The sequence below is a fragment of the Phenylobacterium sp. GW823-FHT02A09 genome (assembly GCF_058797775.1).
Genome location: NZ_JBXAJZ010000001.1, coordinates 50,283 through 68,722, shown reverse-complemented (window position 1 = coordinate 68,722; position 18,440 = coordinate 50,283). Strand labels below are relative to the sequence as shown.

General features: G+C 67.6%; 22 protein-coding genes. 2 read left to right on the top strand and 20 right to left on the bottom strand.

The genetic code is table 11. The annotated features are described in order from the left end of the window. Positions 1–28: 28 nt before the first annotated feature. From AC1Q87_RS00375 to AC1Q87_RS00360, 4 genes are all read right to left on the bottom strand, one after another. The gene (locus AC1Q87_RS00375; RefSeq protein ID WP_492607057.1) at positions 29–1,213 is read right to left on the bottom strand and encodes a P22 phage major capsid protein family protein; all 1,185 of its coding nucleotides are present in this window, start codon (positions 1,211–1,213) and stop codon (positions 29–31) included. 140 nt (positions 1,214–1,353) lie between these two features. Further along, the gene (locus AC1Q87_RS00370) at positions 1,354–1,629 is read right to left on the bottom strand and encodes a hypothetical protein (protein WP_492607056.1); all 276 of its coding nucleotides are present in this window, start codon (positions 1,627–1,629) and stop codon (positions 1,354–1,356) included. 42 nt (positions 1,630–1,671) lie between these two features. Beyond that, positions 1,672–1,878 (bottom strand): hypothetical protein, encoded by a 207-nt coding sequence (locus AC1Q87_RS00365; protein ID WP_492607055.1) that lies wholly within the window; start codon positions 1,876–1,878, stop codon positions 1,672–1,674. Beyond that, positions 1,878–2,636, bottom strand: coding sequence for a hypothetical protein (locus AC1Q87_RS00360; protein ID WP_492607054.1), 759 nt, complete (start codon positions 2,634–2,636; stop codon positions 1,878–1,880). Before AC1Q87_RS00360 ends, AC1Q87_RS00365 begins: the two co-directional genes overlap by 1 nt. Before the next feature lie 268 nt (positions 2,637–2,904). Between AC1Q87_RS00360 and AC1Q87_RS00355 the strand changes: the two genes are divergently transcribed. Then, entirely contained in the window at positions 2,905–3,312 is a 408-nt protein-coding gene (locus AC1Q87_RS00355; protein WP_492607053.1) for a hypothetical protein, read from the top strand. Here the strand turns inward: AC1Q87_RS00355 and AC1Q87_RS00350 are convergent. From AC1Q87_RS00350 to AC1Q87_RS00275, 16 genes are all read right to left on the bottom strand, one after another. Continuing rightward, positions 3,306–4,010: a hypothetical protein gene (locus AC1Q87_RS00350; protein WP_492607052.1), complete on the bottom strand. Its 705-nt coding sequence runs from the start codon at positions 4,008–4,010 to the stop codon at positions 3,306–3,308. The two genes, AC1Q87_RS00355 and AC1Q87_RS00350, sit on opposite strands and share 7 nt — an antisense overlap. 91 nt (positions 4,011–4,101) lie before the next feature. Beyond that, on the bottom strand, positions 4,102–5,991 hold the full coding sequence (locus AC1Q87_RS00345; RefSeq protein WP_492607051.1) for a portal protein: 1,890 nt from the start codon (positions 5,989–5,991) through the stop codon (positions 4,102–4,104). Positions 5,992–6,151: 160 nt separating this feature from the next. Next, on the bottom strand, positions 6,152–6,844 hold the full coding sequence (locus AC1Q87_RS00340) for an RES family NAD+ phosphorylase (RefSeq protein ID WP_492607050.1): 693 nt from the start codon (positions 6,842–6,844) through the stop codon (positions 6,152–6,154). After that, on the bottom strand, positions 6,841–7,278 hold the full coding sequence (locus tag AC1Q87_RS00335) for an antitoxin Xre-like helix-turn-helix domain-containing protein (protein WP_492607049.1): 438 nt from the start codon (positions 7,276–7,278) through the stop codon (positions 6,841–6,843). Before AC1Q87_RS00335 ends, AC1Q87_RS00340 begins: the two co-directional genes overlap by 4 nt. Positions 7,279–7,343: 65 nt before the next feature. Continuing rightward, on the bottom strand, positions 7,344–7,664 hold the full coding sequence (locus AC1Q87_RS00330; protein WP_492607048.1) for a hypothetical protein: 321 nt from the start codon (positions 7,662–7,664) through the stop codon (positions 7,344–7,346). Between the two features lie 45 nt (positions 7,665–7,709). After that, entirely contained in the window at positions 7,710–8,414 is a 705-nt protein-coding gene (locus AC1Q87_RS00325) for a hypothetical protein (protein ID WP_492607047.1), read from the bottom strand. Further along, positions 8,411–8,716 carry a hypothetical protein gene (locus tag AC1Q87_RS00320; protein WP_267232195.1) on the bottom strand — a complete coding sequence of 102 codons (306 nt, stop codon included), beginning with the start codon at positions 8,714–8,716 and terminating at the stop codon, positions 8,411–8,413. The genes AC1Q87_RS00325 and AC1Q87_RS00320 overlap by 4 nt, the downstream gene beginning before the upstream one ends. 39 nt (positions 8,717–8,755) lie before the next feature. Continuing rightward, entirely contained in the window at positions 8,756–8,944 is a 189-nt protein-coding gene (locus AC1Q87_RS00315) for a hypothetical protein (RefSeq protein ID WP_492607046.1), read from the bottom strand. 417 nt (positions 8,945–9,361) lie between these two features. Then, complete coding sequence (locus AC1Q87_RS00310) at positions 9,362–9,946, bottom strand: hypothetical protein (RefSeq protein ID WP_492607045.1); 585 nt, start codon at positions 9,944–9,946, stop codon at positions 9,362–9,364. Positions 9,947–9,978: 32 nt separating this feature from the next. Continuing rightward, the gene (locus AC1Q87_RS00305) at positions 9,979–11,307 is read right to left on the bottom strand and encodes a hypothetical protein (protein ID WP_492607044.1); all 1,329 of its coding nucleotides are present in this window, start codon (positions 11,305–11,307) and stop codon (positions 9,979–9,981) included. Positions 11,308–11,413: 106 nt separating this feature from the next. Beyond that, positions 11,414–11,545 (bottom strand): hypothetical protein, encoded by a 132-nt coding sequence (locus AC1Q87_RS00300; protein ID WP_492607043.1) that lies wholly within the window; start codon positions 11,543–11,545, stop codon positions 11,414–11,416. A 14-nt stretch (positions 11,546–11,559) separates the two neighbouring features. Continuing rightward, positions 11,560–12,180, bottom strand: a complete 621-nt coding sequence (locus AC1Q87_RS00295; protein WP_492607042.1) for a terminase small subunit-like protein — start codon at positions 12,178–12,180, stop codon at positions 11,560–11,562. 62 nt (positions 12,181–12,242) lie between these two features. Continuing rightward, entirely contained in the window at positions 12,243–15,827 is a 3,585-nt protein-coding gene (locus AC1Q87_RS00290) for an Ig domain-containing protein (RefSeq protein ID WP_492607041.1), read from the bottom strand. A gap of 785 nt (positions 15,828–16,612) precedes the next feature. Continuing rightward, positions 16,613–17,194 (bottom strand): hypothetical protein, encoded by a 582-nt coding sequence (locus AC1Q87_RS00285; RefSeq protein WP_492607040.1) that lies wholly within the window; start codon positions 17,192–17,194, stop codon positions 16,613–16,615. Then, positions 17,191–17,406, bottom strand: coding sequence for a hypothetical protein (locus AC1Q87_RS00280; protein ID WP_492607039.1), 216 nt, complete (start codon positions 17,404–17,406; stop codon positions 17,191–17,193). The genes AC1Q87_RS00285 and AC1Q87_RS00280 overlap by 4 nt, the downstream gene beginning before the upstream one ends. Further along, on the bottom strand, positions 17,403–17,621 hold the full coding sequence (locus AC1Q87_RS00275) for a hypothetical protein (protein WP_492607038.1): 219 nt from the start codon (positions 17,619–17,621) through the stop codon (positions 17,403–17,405). The genes AC1Q87_RS00280 and AC1Q87_RS00275 overlap by 4 nt, the downstream gene beginning before the upstream one ends. 169 nt (positions 17,622–17,790) lie before the next feature. Between AC1Q87_RS00275 and AC1Q87_RS00270 the strand changes: the two genes are divergently transcribed. Beyond that, positions 17,791–18,435, top strand: a complete 645-nt coding sequence (locus tag AC1Q87_RS00270) for a S24 family peptidase (protein WP_492607037.1) — start codon at positions 17,791–17,793, stop codon at positions 18,433–18,435. Positions 18,436–18,440 lie beyond the last annotated feature (5 nt).

Genomic DNA, 18,440 nt, shown 5'->3' with positions numbered 1-18,440 from the left:
CGAAACGCCCGCCGAGGCGCAGCTCGAACTAGGTCGGCAGGCGATTGGCCAGGCGGCAGGCCAGTTGCGGGCGCAGCGCCTTGTAGCCGTAGAGCACGTCCAGCCGGCAGGGGAACTTGTCGCTGTTGATGTCGTACTGGCGTACGATCCGCATCGAGACGCCGTCGAACACCTCCCGCGCCGCGAAGTCCACGCCTCTCGGCATGACCATGTCGGCCGAGGCGAAGGCGAAGGCGCTCTTGTGATAAGCCATCGAGATGCCGTGCGGAGCGGAGGCGGTCCCCGCGATGGTCACCGGCGCGTTGTCGGCCGGGGCGTTGCTGACATTCTGGCCGGCGCCGGTCGTGACAATCGCTGGCGAGATGCTCCACGAGGTGGCGGTCGCCGCCGGCCCGACAACGAACTGCTGCAGGGTGCCGGTCGTGGCCTTCGTCTCGGGATGCACCCGATAGACGCCCTGGATCGTGAAGACATCACCTTCGATCGGGGCGGTCGTGCCGGTATCGACGGTCAAGGTCGCGCCCGTCTGGTTGGCGCCGTTGATGAGGTAGCCGGTGGCGACCGCCGCGCCGCGCACGTGCGACGGCCACAGCGTGTTCTCCATGAAGTCGAAGCCGGCGGTGCGGCCCATGAAGCCTTCGCGGTGCTGGCGCGAGATCGTCGCGCGGTCGTTGAAGAGGCCCTTCAGGGCGTCGACGAGATCGACATTGTCCTGGGTGTTGAGATTGCAGGTCCGACCGGCCAGCGGCGCCAGATTGTCGACCAGGATCTTGCGCCCCTGAAGCACCTTGGCGAACGTCGCCGGCGAGCCTTGGTTGTCCACCTGGTTCCAGACTTTGCGGTACATGCTCATGGCGTCGGCCTCGATGGTCGCCGCCAGCACCGACATCGCCGGTTCCAGGATCCGCTCCGAGAAGTCGTCGAGCGACAGAGTCAGGTCGACCGAGGTGAAGTTCAGGTCGACGCCCTTCTGGTTGTCGACCTTCAGATCGACGCTGGTCTCAGAGGTCTCCTGAGCCGCAAGGTTCGCACCGCTGCGAACTGTGTACTGGTTCGGCAGCCGGACCTTCAGGGTGTCGCCGATCTTGGCGCCCTGGCGCGAAAAGCTGTCGTCGTACTCGCGGGTGATCGAGCCGACAAAGTTGAGTTTCTGATGCAGCACCCGCAGCGCCTCACGGGTCACCGAGGTGGGGGAAAGCAGCGTATTGGCCATACTGTCCTTTTCGATAGGCACGCCGAAGCGCAGGACGGCCAGCGGCGGTCCCGTGAACTTCGGTAGGTTGTGAGAAAGGGCGCCGGCGGGCGCCGTCGCGGTCTAGATGTTCCGGCGCTTGCCGGGCTTGATCCCGTTGATCAGCCCGGACCAGAACCGGGCTGCAGGACCCCTGGCCGGCGATAGCCTGAATAGGGATTGGGATCGGCGTCGTCGATATGCTGCGACATCTCCATCAAAGTCCGATCAGCCAGCCCGGGCGGCGCGGGCCCTTCGACAGGTGTTGCCGCACGATCTGAGGTCAGCCGAGCCAGGTGCGTGGGCTCGGGCTCGGCCGGTTCGATGCGAACGGTATAGGTGTCCCATAGCGCCTCCATTTTTAGGAGCCGTCCTTCGCTGTCGTGGGTGGCGCGCAAGGCGGAAGAACACGGCCGATCCCCTGCCCTTCCTTGCTGACCTCATTCACGAGCGCAGCGCACGCCCTCGACGGCGGCGATCGCCGCCGCCGGCGCGAGTGCAGGAATGGCCATCCACGCGTTGTCTCGAGATACGCGCCGCCGCTCGTCATCGAAGGCCCGTTGCCGAGGCGTCAGGTAGTCGCCCTTGCGCGGCGCGCTAGCCAAGGCGGCCTGGTCTTGCCGGGTCAGTATCGCCGCTCCGGCCATCAACGCCCCCGCAGAGCTTGGTCGTTGCGGCGCTGCATCCACTCACGGGTGCCCAGTTCGTCGCGCACACCGCCGCCGGAGGCGCCCGCGCCGCTGACCTGTACCGCAGGGCGAACCGCCTGCAGCTGCTCGGTCTGCCGCATGGCTTCCTGGCGCTTGGCCGCTTCGTCGCCGAGGTGGGCCCGATGCAGGATCTTCCAGAGCCGCGGATCCGCGACCTCGCGCAGTTCATCCAGCGTCACACCGAACGCGGCGGCGTACTCGACCAACTTGGTCGCGACTTCCGGCGACCAGCCATCGATTTCGGCAGCCAGCACCTTGCCGGTCGCCATCATCTGCTCCGCCACCTCGCGCTCGGCCTGCTGGCGGGCGCGATGCTCGTTCTGGGTCAGCGACCAGGCGAAACGCTCGCGGGCTTCAGCCAGACGCTGATACTGCGCCCAGAGGATCTGGGCGGTCTGCGGATCTTCCTCGCCAAACGCGTCCCAATCGACGCCCTCCAAGTCCTCGAGCTGGCTGTCGATCGCCGCCAGGTTGGCGCGGTCGGCCAGCGTGGCCTGCATCAGCTCGGCCTGCAGGGCCAAGCCTTGGCGGTCGCGGTCCACACCCTGACGGCCCTCGGTCAGTTCCTGCAGCTTGCGGGCGTAGTCGGCGTTGGCCATGAAGGCCCCCGAGAGCGCGCGCGGGATGCGGTAGAAGCGCCCTTCATGTTCGACCTCTTCGGTCTCGTCTTGCAGGTCCGGCGCCTCGCCCGCCATCTGGGCACGCGAAAGCCCGCCGAAAATCGACGCGTCGTCTGTTTGCATATTTGTCCTCGGGGTGCCGCCTCGGGTTTGCGAGGCTGTTATCGGGCGGGTCGGCCCGCGCCAGGTCGGTCGGCGAAGCAGCAGAAGTCAGCGCGGACGCACGCGCCGCGACCGTCGAAAAGCAACCTCCACTTGTCGAGCTTCGGCCGCGGGTGATAGAACAATACGAAAACACAAGCGCGCGCGAGCCGCTTGTTCTCGACGTGTCAGGACGCGACAGATGAAGCCTTTCCACGTCCCGCTACTCTGCGCAGCTGCGTTCATCGCCTTGTTCTCGATGATATTTTGGGCGCCGGTGGAGCAAAGCGGCGCGCCTGCCTTTCAACTTTGGACGTCCGGCTTGGCGGCCCTCGTGATCGCGACGGCCGTCACCTTGATCAAGGCCGTATCCGGCCGCGTCCGAGGAAATCGGGTCAAACGTATTGCCCTATGGATCCTCACAACGCCGACGATCATCGCCGCGGCCTTGCTCGGCTTGATGGGACTGTTGAGCGGAGTGTTCGGTCACGATGAATTCGGCGCCATGCTGCTCATCATGCTTGCGCTGTTCGGGGTCGTCAGCGGCGGGATGGCCATGCTGCTGATCCTCGCCGCTCTGCCGTCTAAGGCGACCGAGACCGCTCAGTAGCCGTATAGGCTTCGACCGCCCAATCGCTCGCCCACGTCGTCGGCGACCTTGGAGATCGCTAGGCCCAGGCCTGTGGAGCCCAGGCCCGGTCCAAGGAGCTTTCGCGCACGCTGAAGATCGAGCGGCAGTTCGCCGTCGCCCAAGCGGGTGTTGTGCCCCCAAAGCTGTGGAGCGCCAGGCCGACGCCCCGTAGACGCCTCATGCGCGTCGCCGGCGAAGCTGTTCGAGTTTGTCCGGGCCCCGTAGAGGTTCTGGCCACGATTGACCCCAGCGGCGATCCTCTCGGCCGGTCTGGCCACTTCCCGTGCTGTCCTGCCCGGAATGAACGTCTCCGAGATCAGCTTCGTGCCCTGCCCATTGTCGATGCTGCGCACCGCTGGCGTGACCTCGCCGACCACCCGAAGCCTTCCGCCAACGGCGTCATTGATGAAGCCGCCCGCCTTCGAAGGACCGCCTCGTGCAATGAGCCGATCCCGCCCGTCGTCGTATTGGACGTACGCATGATCAGGTAGAGCTCTCTCTATGATCGGCGGCAACCTAACGCCGCTCTTACTTTCAACGATGTCGTAACTGCGCATTTGCACCCGCGTCCCGCCTGGAGCCGGCTTGGTTTCAGGCAAGGGCGCTCGGCTCTTCCACTGCAGCGCGGCGCTCAGGTCCAACGGCGTCAGCAGGATGTCCTTCAGAGAATTCGCCATCAGGCCTCACTCGTTTGGGAATATTCGGTCGCCGGGCGTCGACGTCCCAGGCATCGGGCGGAGTAAGCGGCTCCGATCTTGTCGGCCGGGCTCACCCCGCGTCTTTGGCGACAGTCCGCATCCGATTTGTCTCGGCCTCGAAGGCCTCGATCTCCAGCCTTCGCGCCTCATGGGCGCGGTCCTGCTCCAGGGCCGCGATTTTGGCGTTGGCGGCCTGCAGCGCCTGGACCAGCTTGCCCATCTGCGCCTTGGCCTGTTCGATCTCCGGCGGCGGCCCCTTTATTGGCGCCGGCAGCATCGCCGCCAGCCGCTTGGCGATCTCGTCGGCGCCCGGCCAATCCAGGTTCTTGGCCAGCAGATCGCCGATCATCGGCGCTGCCGGCGGGTAGGCGCGGATCAGCTCGATCATCTGCGTCGCGGCCTCTTCACGACGGCTGGTGAAGCTCGGCCCCGACCGAACCGTCAGGTCATACTTTCCCGCGCCCAGGTCGTAGATCTTCTCGATCTTGCGGATCTGTCCCGCCGCGTCGGCGACCTGCGCGGCGAAGCGCTGGTTGACCGGAGCCATCTGCGCGTCGCCGCTCGGGCCCAGCACCCGCAGCACCCGCGGCGTCGCATAGACCTTCGGGATCAGGTCGATAAGGATGCGGCCCGCGTGCCGGATCGCCCGGCTCAGATTGTCGATGTAGTGGAAGGTCGAGACGTCCCCTTCCCGCTGCCGCGCCATGATCGCCCGGCCTGACGTCTCGTTGGACCTCGCGCCCAGGCTGGCGTCGTGCAGCCCCATGATGTTCTTCATGTCGTCGCCGGCGTGCAGCGCTTCCTGGATGGCTCCCACGGGCGTGCTGGCGAACGATTGGCGTTGCGGCGGCTCGGGCCCGTCGTACTCGATGAAGGCATGGGTCTGGACGTTCGCCGTCGCCCACTTGGCCGCATCGGTCTCGAATGCGCCTTTGCGCCCGATGAACGGCGTCTTCGGCGCCAGCGCCACCAGCTCGGTCGAGGTGGTGCGCCAGTAGTTGAACATGCGCTGCGGATCCTTGGCGTCCCGCACCAGGCTGCGCAGCCGGCGCTTGCCGTCGACATGCAGTTCCTCGCCGTAGACCGGCACGATCGGGATGTACTTGCCGGCCCAGTCGACGGTCTCCAGCACCTCGGCGCCGGTCATGATCCGCTGTACGACCTTGTGGCTCGCCACGGGACGAGGCTGGCCCACCACCTGGGCGCCGATCGCGTCGAACAACGCCTTCTGCTTCTCATAGACCTCCAGCGTCACGACCTGGCCGTCGGACAGGGCGACGATCTGCCGAACCACCGCCTCGCGCCGCCAGTATTCAGCGACCATCACCCGCTCGCCCTCGACCCAGGGCCCGCCGAGACCCGCATAAGCGTCGGCCTCCCAATCCACAGGCTGTGCACCCTTCCAGCGCGCCGCGAACTCGTCCTTCGACATCGTGTCGACCACGAAGGCGGTGTTCCAATCCGATGAGTCGGCCGCGCTCGAGGCCGGATCGCCGTAGATCGAGAACGGGTTGGCCACCCGCTCGATCACCAGGTCCTGGTCGAAGGCGTCGTCGCGCGCATAGCGGGTGTTGATCCGGAAGTAGCCGAAGCCCCCGGTGACCGCGAAGTCCAGCGCGGTGTCGTAGGCGACCTCCGCGTCCGAACTCTGCTCGATGTTGCGGATCAGGCCATTGAAGATTTCCGCCGTCTCGGGATCGGCCCCGCTGTCGACCGGATGGCAGACGATGACCGGCTTGTTCAGGCGCGCGTCGTTGACCACCTGGCGGATGAAGGCCGGCAGCCGGTTAATCGTCAGGCATGGCCGGCCGTCCAGTTCGCGGTCGCGGCGGATCTTGGCCGGCCACTGCTCGCCTAGCCGCGCGAAGCGGATGTCGTCCAGCGCCTCGCGCCGGTTCTCCGCCTCGTGGTCGCGCGCGAGTTCGAACGCCTCGCGGGCGTCCTTCAGAATGTCGGTCATGAGGTTCCTTCGGCGGCGCGCCAGGCGCCCAGTCGATACGGCGCCGACCAGCGTCGCCGTCGCTCAATCCATCGTCGGGCGGCGCCGCGAGGCGCACTGATCACCAATACCCAGACTGTCGCTCATTCCCCGGGGAATGTCAAGAACAAAACAGGAACAATTACCGCTTGACCAAACTGATCTTCAGCACCGTCAGCTCGCCGTCCGCGCCCCAGACATACTCGTAGTGGTCGCCCTGCCGGATCGGCAGCGGCAGCGCCGCCGGACGGAAGACGACCACATTGGTCCCGCCCTCGCGCCGAACGCTGTCGAACACGAAGCCGTCCTCGCCGTCTTCGACGAACGGCCAGCGGCGCTCGCGCGCGAACTCCTGGGAGGCCGCGTACTCGTCGCGGTCGTAGAGCTCGGGCCGCTCGCTGGCCCGGCCGCGCAGATCCAGCAGATCGCCGTCCAGCCGCACGACCAGTTCGCGCATCTGGATCCGGCAGGGAAATCCCCCGGCCGAGGCCCGCAGCCGCCGCTCGTGGTGATGCACCGTCTCGGCGATCGCGGTCGGCAGTTCCAGCGCCGCGTACCATGCGCCGAGCTCGCCGTCCGAGAACCGCCCGCCTTCCTCGGCGCAATGCACGAAGGCCGCCATGGCGATCGATGCGCTCGCGCCCGACGGCACGCTGCCGGGCGGCAGCGCGTCCAGCCGCTCCTGACTGCGACGGTTGGTCAGGTCCTCGAGTAGGAAGGCGACGCGTAGTTCCTCTTCGCTGGCGGCGATGTCATCGAACACGCCGATCGTCGGGAAGCGCGAGGCGATCAGCCGATGGGTGCGGGCCGCGACCCGCGCATGCGCGAAACTCACTTCACCCCGCGCCAGGCGTCGAGATAGCGGCGCACGTCGTAGAGCCCGCTCATTCCGCCTTCGGTCATCAGGAGCAGCGGCGCGCGGCCGCGAAACGGCGTATCGGTATTGTCCGCCTTCAACCAGCGCACGCCTTGCGCATCCTCGGCGAACACTAGGCGAAGCCCCTTGAGCACGCCCAGCACCAGCGAGATCCGCTCGAGCTGATCGCGGCTCAGCGCCCCGACCTTGCCGGCCTTCCAGTTGTGATAGGTCTGGCGCGATATCCCGCCTAGGATCGCCATCCGATCCTCGACCTTCAGGTCCCAGAGATCGCAGGTGCGCAGGAACAGCGCCACCGCCGGCGGAGACAGCCGTCGGCGCGCCTCAGGATCGCGCAGCGCGTCGGCGCCGTATCCGGCGTCCTCCTCGAACTTCAGGGCTGCGTTGGCCATTCAAGCCTCATCGAGATTTGGACTCTATGTAAACCTCTTTACAGGTTCCGCAAGGCGGTACGGTTTCACTTGCCGCCTTCCACATATCGGCTGTCTTCGATGACCTTCTGCGCCACGCGCCAGGCGCCAACGCACGCGGCGAGCGCGAACATCCCGATCATGTGGGCCATGAAGAACCAATCGATCATCATCGATTCTCGCGTGACGAAGACAACGCCTGTCGCCGCCTTGCCCGGCCTCCGCATCGGGTAGATCTCGCCCGTTACGAAGTTCGGCTCAGACTGCCCCCATCCGGCGAGGACAAACTGGATCGGGATGCCGACTATCGAGATGGCGAGAAGATAGTAGATCAGCCACCGCAGAGGTCGCTGGTACTTCTCGGGCATGGCTGGCGGGTCTGAGCGATCCATTTGTCCGAAACTGCGTGCCTGTCACGCGAGGCTATCCACTCGCCATCCCCCAGCCAACAACGCGTTCTGGAACGTCTCCGCGTAGCCGGCGATCAACTCGGCCCGATCGGTTCCGTTGACGATCTTGCGGGCGGCGGCGAACTGGTCGCGCCGCGCGACCCCAGGCAAATAGAGCCGCAGCCCCTTTCCGGTGAACCAGCCGCCTTCCATGCCTGCGACCAGCACCCGGGCCGAGACCTGCGGGTCCAGCGCCAGGTCGTAGTTGGCGATCATCGCGCCGTTCAACCCCAGCTCGCGGTCGGCCCGCTCGTAGTTCTCGTCCCAGGTCAGTTGCACGTCGCCGCGGCCATAGGCGACCTGCCCGCCGTTGCGGCCAGGCTTGCCATAGACCCGCCCCGCCCCCTTGCCGTACTCGCGCACGGGAGCCATCGCGCCCGCCGTCTCATGGACGCAGGTGGCCAGCGCATAGGCCGTCCAGGCCGGCGGAAAGCCGGCGCTGGCGCAGGCCGCCAGGATGCGCTCGCAGCCGGCGACCTCCCCTTGCGACAGGGCCGGGCCCAGCGGCGGACGGCTGCGCAGATGTTCGAAGAACCGCGCCGGCTCGGCCAGTCCCCTGGCCGGCGTCGGGGCGTCCGCCGGCGGCGCCTCGCGCATGAAAAAGGCCTCCAGCGCGTCGGCGGAGGCCCGGATCTTCGCCAGTTCGGCGAGGGCGAGGTCCCGGCTCATCGTCGCACCTGCTGGTCGGCCGGCAGTTCGCCCTCGGCCCGCAGGCCTCGCGCCGCGGCCGCCAGCTTGGCCCAGTCGGTCACCGTCGCCCCGGCCAAGTACAGCGTCGCCAGGACGACGTTGGAGCCGATCAGCGCCAGCGCGATCCATTTCAGGGCCTGCGGATCATCAAGCTTGGCGAGAGCCGCGCCGACGCCGCAGAGATTCAGCAGGGTGCCAAAGTAGGTGTAGAGCCGGCGAAACAGCCAGCCGCGTTCAGGCGGCGTGGGATCCTCGCCGGGCGCGCAGGCGTCCGGGCTCATGTCGGTATCTCCAGATTTTCAGTGAAGGCTGACGCGCGCCTAGTCGCTCAGGGCCGCGACGTCGAACGTCGTCCCGTTCCAGAAGTAGACGACCTGCGCCGCCTCGAAGGTGGTCACGGCCACGCCAGGCGACTTCAGAGTCACGCTCGGACTGCACCCGGCCTCGTCAGGCTCACGCCGGCCGCAGAAGGTGCGATGGACGCCCGGCGCCAGAACGCCAAGCTCCATGTTCGCAAGTTCGCCTCGCGGTCTTGCTTCACCGAGCCGGCGCGCCTGTCCGTCGCCACCGAGCACAATGACCGCATAGCTCTCGCGGTTCACACGGATCACGGCGCGATCGCGCTGACCATCGCCATCGAAGTCCGCGACCGCCTCCCGGCGCGGCGGCGCTCTTAACCAGGGGTTCTGCGCCAAGGACTGCCGGTCCAGCGCCGCTGTCTCATCCGTAGTAAGCGAACGCCAGCCACCGTCTCGAGCGGAACAGGCCGTCATCAGAACAGCTACGGCTATGCATGCCGGTATCCGCATTCCCCCGCCTCGCCCCACGCCGCAGCATCAAGGCCGAACAAACCACCCGACCGCTCTAGAGATAGCACCGATCCAGAACAAACAGCAAACATTGAGGGCGTGAGTTGTAGCGCGGCCTTAGCGCCGCTTGGGTTTAGGATCATACTCGACGTGGATGTGGTTCCGGCGCGGATCGTTGGGGAACGTCTCGTAGACAACATCGTAATCCGCACCTGCGTGCTCCTGTAGCCGCCTGCGGATTTCCTCCGCTTTAGTCGCGTCAATGTTGTTGCCGCGCAAGTCGATGGCATGGTTCGAGTAGTGCCGGGAGCCTCGTCTGTGCTTGCCGTCATTGCCCGAGGTGATGACGGGCCGAGGCCCGCCTGCGCCCTGCCACGCGTCAACGACGCCAGAGTAAAGTCTGGTCATCTCTGGAGACAGTCCGTCCAGTCTTACGCTGTTGTCCTTGATCTCAATGTCGGAGCCGCTCCCAACTGGGCCCAGCCGGATGGCCGCCGGCGGTGGAACAGGTTCCGGCTGCACCGGTCCGCGCAGTTTCGGCGCTTCCTTCAGTCGAACCAGCACCTTGAGTCGCTCGGGCAGCACATTAAAAACGGCGGACCGCGTCTGACTCTCGGCTGCCAAACGTCTGTCGCTCATTTGGCCATAGGCCCGCCCGAATTCATCGACCTGCCCCTTGGCCCAACCAGCGGCCTTGTCCAACCACGTCATCTCTCGCCTCTTCTATTTGATGTTCACGCCATCCAGCCCAGGCCCTCGCCACGGCCTCGCGTCGCCGGCCGTGGCGTCGCCGCTCCCTGACGATTGACCGCGAACTCGCCGAAGGCGTCGGCGCCATGGCTGGCGGCGTCGTGCAGCGGGCCGCCATAGCTGGCCGTCGCCTTGCTCCAGCGCTTGCGATAGGCGCGCAGCCGGTCGAGCCCGACCGCGCAGCGGCCGGCGTCGAACCAGGTCATCGCGATCATCTGGCGCGCGGCGTTGATGCGGTCCTCGGGATCGCCGGCCACGCCGACGCCGATCGGCCTCACGCCGAGCCCGCCCAGGGTCTCGAACCGCGAGCGGCCCGCCGCGCCCAGCTCGCGCACCATCACGTCGTGCGGCAGGTAGTGAGTCCCGTACACATAGGGCTTGGCCGCGATCGCCTCGCGCACGATCGACTGTAGTCCCTCGCCCGAGGTCTCGAAGTAGTCGATCGCGCGGACCTCGCGGCCGACCTGCTGGAAGAACCAGATCGCCGTATAGTCGTCGATCCCGAGGTCCCAGGCCGTGTCGACCTTCAGCGCCGGATCATACGGCACGCGCCCGATCCGCCTCTGCTCGCCCGCCTCGCGCAGCAACGCCCCGTAGTAGGCGCCCGGCGCGGCGGCGTCGAAATCGACCAGATACTCCGTCGCAAAGCGGGCCTCCCCCTCCTCGGCCGATCCCGCCTCGGCGACCAGTTCGGCCTTCTCGCGGGCCAGCTGCTCGGGCGTGAAGACGTCGGTGGCGGTCGCCGGCGATTTCAGGGTGAACCAGGCCGGGTCGGCGGCGCGGGCCTCGAAACTGCGGGTGGCGTGGTTGCGGCCGCGCGGAGTCCACAGGAACAACGCCCAGCCGTCGTTCTCGGCCAGGATCGGGCGCAGATAGGTCCAGGCCTCGGGCTTGGCGAGCGCCCATTCCGACAGCACCACGCCTACCGGCGGCGCGCCGACCAGGCTGTCATAGTTGTCCGAACCCAGCACCTGCCAGACCGAGCCGTTCTTCAGCTCGATCCGCATCTCGCTGTCCAGCGTCCGCTCCCGAATCGCCCGGGGGAAGGCCTCGTCGATACGCTTTCGGCCGCTGTGCGGGTTGACCGCCGTCCAGATCGCACGCCGCGCCTGGCCGGCCTCGGGCAGCATGTGCCAGTAAAGTCCTGGCTTCTGCACGGCGCAGAACGCGGCCCAGTGCAGGGCCACCTCGTCCTTGCCCCAGCGCCGGTGCGCGGCCACGTCGGCGCGCTTGCCGCCGCTCGCCAGATAGGTCCAGAGGTCACGCTGATAGGCCCGCGGCCCCCAGCGATTGGGAATCTGCGGTTTGTCCACGTTTCACCGATGTTGAAGGCTTCGGCCCCCGAAGGGCCAGGGCGGGACTACTGCACCCGCCCGACCTCCCGGCCCCCGGCGGTCAGCACGCCCCAGTCATCCAGGGTCACCAGATAGGGCTGGGCGCACCTGCCTGCGCCTCGGGCAGGCTCACTTCACCGACTTCGACGCTGAGCTTCAGCTTGCCGCCGTCACGGGCCAGGCTATCGCCGCCGCCCGAGAGCAGAGAGTGGTCCAAAGCAATAGGTCGGCTCAATCTTGTCCCGGGATTTCCGCCACAGGTGCGGGCAAGAAGTTCACCACCTCGATGGCGAAGGGCTGTGGTCCGTCCGAGGCCTCACGGGCCTTCTCGCCGGCCTTCGGCCCCAGCCGCGCGGCCTGCCATTGGATCGCGGCGATCCGCAGCTTGGCGACCTGCAGCGTCTCGGCCGTCGCGGCGTCGGCGATCTCCCGGACCTCGTCGAACAGCCGGTAGGCCTGGATCTCCCGGGCCACCGCGTACATCTCCGCGAACTCAGGATACTTGTGCAGCCACAGGTAAAACCCGCTCTGCGAGGGCATGTCCGGATCGCGGCAGATCATGTGCAGCGCCTCGCCCTCGCCCAGCCGCCGGCAGAGCTCGACCGCGGCCTTGACGCTGTAGCCGCTGGGCCGCCCGCCTCTCGCCGGTCCGCCGGCCGCCGACTGGGCCGCAGCGAACGCCTCGCCGAAGTCCGGATAGAAGCCCTTCCAGGCATCGACCGTCGACCGCGGCGGCATGCCATGCTCACGGCAGATCGCCGCCAGACTCTCACCCTTGGCGATCCGCGCGCAGATGCCCTCAGCCAGATCGGGGCTGTAGCGGCCGACCACCCGCATTCGCTTGCTTTGCATCCCAGCCTCCAACGCTTGCGTCGGTTGGACGCCTGGCCTCACGACCAGGCGTCCTCCGTCCGTTAGATCACCTCGACAACGATGGTCGTGTCGTGGGTCTGGGTCCCGCCCCCGATCAGGTCGGGGTGGCTGCTGGTCTGGCGCACGACCAGCTCATAGGAGCCCGCCGCCGGCGCCGAGCCGACGAAGTGCACCGTGCCCCGATCCAGGCCGAACATCGCGTTGTCGCCCAGGCCCGACGGCAGGCTGATCGCACAGCCCGGCGCGGTGGCGACGATGCTGCTCAGCGCGAGCCGCGGACGCGCGCCGGCCCGGAACGTGGTGGTGGTCAGGGCGCACTCGGCCAGGGCGTGCGCCTGCCCCCAAGCCGGGACCAGCCACGGCTTTTCGCCCGGTCCGGACAACGGCCCCAGAGTCCTGGCCGTGAACGTCTCGGTGTCGCCGTTGCGGGTCAGCACCTTCTGGATCTTCTGGGTGATCGTGCCGTCCCAGGGCTCGGTCCCGCTCGCGACTTCGACGCGGTACGAGGCGGGATCCAGTTGAGCCAGCTTCGTAGAGTTGACGCCCGGCGAGGACGGCGTGTCGCCCAGGATCAGCACGTTCTGCCAGATGCGGCCGGTCAGCTGCGCGGCGTTGACGTTGCTGAACACGCAGTTGCGGACCACTTGGCCGGTGGATGGCGCGCCGGAGGGGTTCGAACCGCTCATCAGCGCATCGCCCATCACCGCGAGCACGCCTTCGAAGACCGAGCTCGATTCACCGTCCAGCACCTGCATCGTGTAGCGGGTGCCGTCGACCGACCCCGGCACGCCGTAGGTCTCGTTGGTCGTGCCCGGCCAGGGCGGACAGCAGCTCAGCACTGAGTTCTTCAGCGCGTTGGTCTTCACCACGGCCGCGTTGTCCGTCTGGGCGGTGTAGGCCAGCACGTGGTTCATGATGAACCCCTGGACGAACTGGTTGTCGTGGGCGACCTGGTAGATGGACGCCCCGTTGCCGTGCAGGCTGAAGTTGTCGGAGAAGTCGAAATCCTCGACCAGGTTGTTCGCCGAGGCCCCCCCGAAGTAGGCGCTGGTGCGGCCGGAGTCGCGGTGACGTACGCCCTTGATGTGGCTGCCGCTCGCCGACATCTGCATCATGCCGACGCGGCTGGTGTCGAACGCGTCGACGTTCTCGATCGTGAAATCTGCCGCCGGCGAGCCCGCCGGGCGGAAGACGCCGTTACCCGAGACGTTGTTGCAGGCCCGCCAAGCGCCGTTGGCGATCTTCAAGCCGACGCGCGCATTGCCGAAATCGCGCGCCGCGCCGCCGTAGTCGACACCGAAGGCCTGGAAGTCGATCCCGTCAAACTCGACGTGGTCGCGATTGAAGGTCACGCCGTATTCGATCCGACTGATCGAACGCTCGCTGGCGCCGCGGAACCAGCCGTAAACCGACTTCAGGTCAGCGCTGTAGGCGTACTGCCCCTTGCGACGGATATCGAAGGGATGGCCGCGGACCGCCCACAGCCAGTTCGCCGCCGAGGCGGCGCTCGAGGCGTTCAGGCTGAGGTTCTCATCGTTGGTGATCTTCCAGGCGACATAGCCCGTCGTCGGATTGTGGTCGGAGATCGTCCACTCCCCGATGCGGTTGCCGTTCATCCGACAGACGAAGAGATAGCCGGTCAGATTGATGTTCTCAGGACCGTAGCGCGAGGCCAAGATCGAACTCGTGAACGTGCAAAGCCGATAGCCGGTCCCGCCCGAGTTGGTCGCACCCTCCACGATTGACGCCGCGTTGAATTCGGCGACCGTCATTTCGACGAATGCGTCGCTGCCGATGTACGGCAGGTTGAAGGCCCCCGCCTCGCTCGGTTCGGGAAACTGGGCCGGATAGAGCGAGCGGCCGCCCTCGTGGATCGTCTGACTGAACATCAGCGCCGGGAAAGCCGCGATGGAAGCCTTCTGGATGTTCGCCGCATTGGGGTTGTTCTTGACCTCCCCCGCGGTGACCGCCGCCCAGCCGCCGATGACCTCCGAGCCGTCCAGCACCGCATTTCCGCCGCCGTACGAAGTGAAGCGTATGGGTTGCCCCGATGCGCCCGAGCGCTTCAGCGGGACGAGCGTTTCGGCATAGGCCTTTACGCTCGAGCCGGCGGGATGCGCGAACTTCAGCGGCGCCGACAGGCTCGTGGTAACGCCGCCGGCGCTGGACCCGATGACCTTGACCGCCTCGGTCACATCCCCCGCGGCGTCGCACAGATAGACCCAGCGGCCGGACACCGCGCCCATGCCGGGACAGGTGAACGTGGTCGCGCCGGCCGAGACGGCGGCGCTCAGCGTACCGAGCACGCCCGTCGTATTCACCAGCGGCCGCGGCAGCCGGTAAGGCGTGCCGGTGCTCTTCAGCCGGACTTCACCGCCCGCCAGCACGTCGAAACCGCCGAGCACGCCCGGCGCGGTGGGATCGCCCGGCAGGCTCGCCCAGGGCCGGGTGAGCGAGCCGTCGCCAGTCGCGTCGCTGCCCGTCCCGTCGTTGGCGACGTAGAACGGTCCGACGCCGGCGCTGACGATGTCTAGGCTTGGATAGGCGACCTCGATCGCCCGGAGGCCGCACACGCCGTTCGCCGGCTTGCGGAAGTAGATCCAGCCCGTCGCCGAGGTCACGTTCAGCCAGGCCCCGGCGTGCAGCCAGTCGGCGGCGGCGATCTCAACGCCGTTGAATTGCAGGACGTTGCCGACCGCCTGGCTGCGGTTTTCGATGTTGGCGAACACGGTCGCCGTCGGCGTCGCCCCGTCGTCGATCTTGACGCCGGTGTTGGAGGCCGAGGCGTTGACCAAGCCGCCAAGCGCCACACGCACCTTCAGCGCGGTGTTGGCCGGGACCTTCACGGCGCAGTAGGCGTTCGACCCCGACATCGTCTCGACGCCGCGCAGATAGGGTGGATGGCTTTCGGTGCCGCCGGTCGACGTGTGCGAACCATTGCCCGACTTGAAGACGTACCCGGCGAAGCCCGAGGGCGAGCCCGCCGGGACCCGCGTGCGCTCAACGTCGCCGTTGTCGGTGTTGGTCACCGTGATCCAGCGGTCGGCCGTCACGGCCGTGTCGGCGCGCATCATGATCCGCGCCAGCAGGCCGTTGACCACCGTCGGCAGCACATTGCTGGTCGAAGTCGCCGAACCGGCCGCGCTGGTCGCGGTCTCACGGTACGACGGCGCCTTCCCGATGTCGGCGAACATCAGTTTGTAGGTCGAGCCCGTCGCGCCCAGGACCGGCGCGCCGTCCATCAGCCATTGGCCCGCGACGCTGTCGGCGCCGGTCCAGACGCCCGCCGTGGCCGTGAGCACCGAGCCCTCGGTGGCGCCGCCGGCAATCGCCGGCGGCGTCTGGATCTCAGGCAGGGTCACCCCGATCCGCAGCGTCATCGCCGGCAGGTCGAAGCTGGCCGAGGCCGCGTCGCTCGCGCGGATGACGATGTCGGAATAGACGCCCGCAGTGGTCGGAACGCCCGACACCAGGCCCGAGGACGGGTCCAGGGTCAGACCGGCCGGCAGAGCCCCCGATCCCAGGCTATAGGCATAGGGCGACGTCCCGCCGAACGCCGCGGCCCGCAGAGGCGGAAACGCGACGTCTTCGGGTACGTCCAGTACAAGCTTCGCATTAAGCGGCATGCAGTCTCCTGTTGTGGGTGGTGGAAAGCGGCAAGCGCAGGTCGGCGCAGAACGCGCGCGACAACGGGCCGCTCAGCTCCCCGCTGAACGGTAGACGCCTGTAGAGAATGGTTTGGTCGGGTTAGACGCAGCCGTCCGTACGGCTACCGAAATTCGATGCGACTGATCAGCGTCGCGGCAGGCCTAAGGCCACGTGACCGACTGCTGAACGCGCTCCAGCGCGCCGCCCGCTGTGAAGACAAACGTGGTCGCCTAGGGATCGCCCCAGCCGGGCGCGAAGCAGCCGCCCAGATCCCACGCATAGCCCCTCCACTCACTGAAAATTTAGAGAACGCCCGTTCGACAGATCAATCCATTCCGCCGACCTCCTTCGCGGGCATGCAGTCTCCAATCTGGCTGCCGCTCTCACGCCGGCCGACAAACGATTTCCAGGACGGCCAAACACCCCCGCGCCCGGTCCGCCCGCCTCGCAAGGCGCGGCTCGGAACCTGGGGCGCGGGGGGCCTGGACGCGCGCGGTCGGATCCAGGCTCAGTCGGCCGGCGGACGCCCCTCGTCGGAGGGGGAGGACCCGAGGGGCGGCGCCGTCTGCGGCGCGAGCGCGCGGGTCGGCGCGCATCTGAGCGCCGTGCCGTCTCTGAACCTTGGAAATCAGGCCCCTCGCGCCTCGCAGGGAGAGGAACCGAGGCGGGAGCCTTGCCGAACCGTCGCGCGCTGCAGACGCAATGACGACCGATACCTAGAGCCTATCAAAATCCCCGGACGGGTCAAGAACAAAGTAGGAACTTAAGCCGGCTTCTCGGCCGCCAACATGTCCAAGGCCACCTCCAGCATCGCCTCGAGCCGGTAGATATCCCGGTCCCCGCCACGTACGGCCTCGCGCGGGGTCAGCTCCTCGCCGCAGATCATGTCGCAGGCGGCGACCAGCGACGGTTGGCGCCGCAAGGTTTCGCGATAGAAGTTCAGCGCGTCCCGCGCCCGCGCATTGGCTTCGGCGCGCGCGATCACCGCGGTCAGCGGCGTCTCGGCCGCGCCGCCCGGCCTGACGTCCAGCGTCGAGGCGATGGCCACCTCGCCCTGCGCCACGCGATAGCAGCGTCCGTAGCGCTCGCCGGCCGCCTTCTGGGCGGTGGTCAACCGCCCCTTGCGCGACAGCCACTCCAGCCCGGCCAGCCGGCGATAAGGGCGCTGTCGCTCCCCGCACGCCGACGGCGGCGCTTCGAATTCCGCGCCGCGCGCGGACGACAGCGCGATGGTCTCGGCCACGCCTTCGGCGACCTCGCGGGTCTCCAGCCGCGCCCTGCCCTGCTGCGCCACTCGCGCCAGGCGCTCGCGCTCCAGACGGGCCAGATATGCTGCTCGGCTCATCCCTCTCTCCCTCTGTGTTCGGATTGCTCGGCGCCGACCCCGACGACGGCGTCGGCCAGGCGGTAGACCGCCTCGCCGCAGGCGCGCTCGCCCTCCAGCGCCGTCAGGCCCGCCGCGGCGGTCGCCATCAGGTCGCGCAGAAAGCGCCCGCGCGTCTCCGGCGGCAGGGTGCGCAGCGCGTGCGCCACCACGTCGGCGATGGCCGCGCTCATTCCGGCCACGTCAGCGGCAGGCAGACCGCCATGCCGCCCTTGCCGATACGACGCTCGGAAAACGCGCAGAACCCGCCCTGCGCCATCACGTCGGCCACATGCCGGTCATGGCGGGCGAAGCGGGGAACCTGCAGGTCGCCGCCCCAAGCCGGTCGGGCGCGGAAGTGAGCTTCCAGTCGCTGCGCGTCTCGCGGCGCAACGCCGAGCTCTACCATGGCGCGCGTCGGCGACGTCCCGATTTGTCGTAGGGTTGTATATTCTTGGCCCGTGGGGGCGCCTCTCGGCTGCGTTTCGTGTCCCATGGCGAAAATGTATGGAACATACAGTGAACGGGCAAGCGGATTCTGTATTTATTTTACACACAGGCTCGGCTAGAAGCCGGCTATGGACGATCGCTTCCAGCGCCTGCGGCTGGCCCGCACCGAGCAAGGTTTTGAAACGGCGGCGGCCGCCGCCGAGGCGTTCGGCTGGAACCGCAACACCTACTCGTCCAACGAAAACGGCAACGCCCCCTTCTCCTATCGCCGCGCCAAAGAGTATGCCGCCGCCTTCGGCGTTCGCCCAGAATGGCTCTACGACGCCGCTGGTCCGATGCGCTCGACGGGATCGGAGGGTCTCGCCCCGATCATCGGACGGGTGGGCGCCAACCCCGAAGGCGACGTCCTGCTGGCCACAGGCCAAGGCAGCGGAGAGCTTGCCCCTATCCCGCCTGGCGGCACGGAGAAGGCCGTGGCGCTAAGGGTTTCCGGACACTCGATGCGCGGACTGGCCGACGATGGGGCCCTGATCTATTTCGAGGATCAGCGCAGTTCGCCCAGCCTCGACATGCTGGGCCACGTGGTCGTCGTCGAGACCGACACCGACGAGGTGTTGGTCAAGCGCCTGTTGCGCGGTTCGGGACCCGGCCTCTACGACCTGGAGAGCCTCGCCGGCCCGACCCGCCGCGATGCGCGCCTGCGCTGGGCGGCCCATATCACCGCGATCATCCCGCCCTTCCAGGCGCGCCGGATCATCATCAGCGAGGGCTGAGGAGC

Bases quoted from the DNA above. Each gene is read 5' to 3' on its own strand.
- AC1Q87_RS00375 (WP_492607057.1), bottom strand. From the start codon at position 1,213: ATGGCCAATACGCTGCTTTCCCCCACCTCGGTGACCCGTGAGGCGCTG.
- AC1Q87_RS00365 (WP_492607055.1), bottom strand. From the start codon at position 1,878: ATGGCCGGAGCGGCGATACTGACCCGGCAAGACCAGGCCGCCTTGGCT.
- AC1Q87_RS00360 (WP_492607054.1), bottom strand. From the start codon at position 2,636: ATGGCGGGCGAGGCGCCGGACCTGCAAGACGAGACCGAAGAGGTCGAA.
- AC1Q87_RS00355 (WP_492607053.1), top strand. From the start codon at position 2,905: ATGAAGCCTTTCCACGTCCCGCTACTCTGCGCAGCTGCGTTCATCGCC.
- AC1Q87_RS00350 (WP_492607052.1), bottom strand. From the start codon at position 4,010: ATGGCGAATTCTCTGAAGGACATCCTGCTGACGCCGTTGGACCTGAGC.
- AC1Q87_RS00345 (WP_492607051.1), bottom strand. From the start codon at position 5,991: ATGACCGACATTCTGAAGGACGCCCGCGAGGCGTTCGAACTCGCGCGC.
- AC1Q87_RS00335 (WP_492607049.1), bottom strand. From the start codon at position 7,278: ATGGCCAACGCAGCCCTGAAGTTCGAGGAGGACGCCGGATACGGCGCC.
- AC1Q87_RS00330 (WP_492607048.1), bottom strand. From the start codon at position 7,664: ATGCCCGAGAAGTACCAGCGACCTCTGCGGTGGCTGATCTACTATCTT.
- AC1Q87_RS00325 (WP_492607047.1), bottom strand. From the start codon at position 8,414: ATGAGCCGGGACCTCGCCCTCGCCGAACTGGCGAAGATCCGGGCCTCC.
- AC1Q87_RS00320 (WP_267232195.1), bottom strand. From the start codon at position 8,716: ATGAGCCCGGACGCCTGCGCGCCCGGCGAGGATCCCACGCCGCCTGAA.
- AC1Q87_RS00315 (WP_492607046.1), bottom strand. From the start codon at position 8,944: ATGGAGCTTGGCGTTCTGGCGCCGGGCGTCCATCGCACCTTCTGCGGC.
- AC1Q87_RS00295 (WP_492607042.1), bottom strand. From the start codon at position 12,180: ATGCAAAGCAAGCGAATGCGGGTGGTCGGCCGCTACAGCCCCGATCTG.
- AC1Q87_RS00290 (WP_492607041.1), bottom strand. From the start codon at position 15,827: ATGCCGCTTAATGCGAAGCTTGTACTGGACGTACCCGAAGACGTCGCG.
- AC1Q87_RS00285 (WP_492607040.1), bottom strand. From the start codon at position 17,194: ATGAGCCGAGCAGCATATCTGGCCCGTCTGGAGCGCGAGCGCCTGGCG.
- AC1Q87_RS00280 (WP_492607039.1), bottom strand. From the start codon at position 17,406: ATGAGCGCGGCCATCGCCGACGTGGTGGCGCACGCGCTGCGCACCCTG.
- AC1Q87_RS00275 (WP_492607038.1), bottom strand. From the start codon at position 17,621: ATGGTAGAGCTCGGCGTTGCGCCGCGAGACGCGCAGCGACTGGAAGCT.
- AC1Q87_RS00270 (WP_492607037.1), top strand. From the start codon at position 17,791: ATGGACGATCGCTTCCAGCGCCTGCGGCTGGCCCGCACCGAGCAAGGT.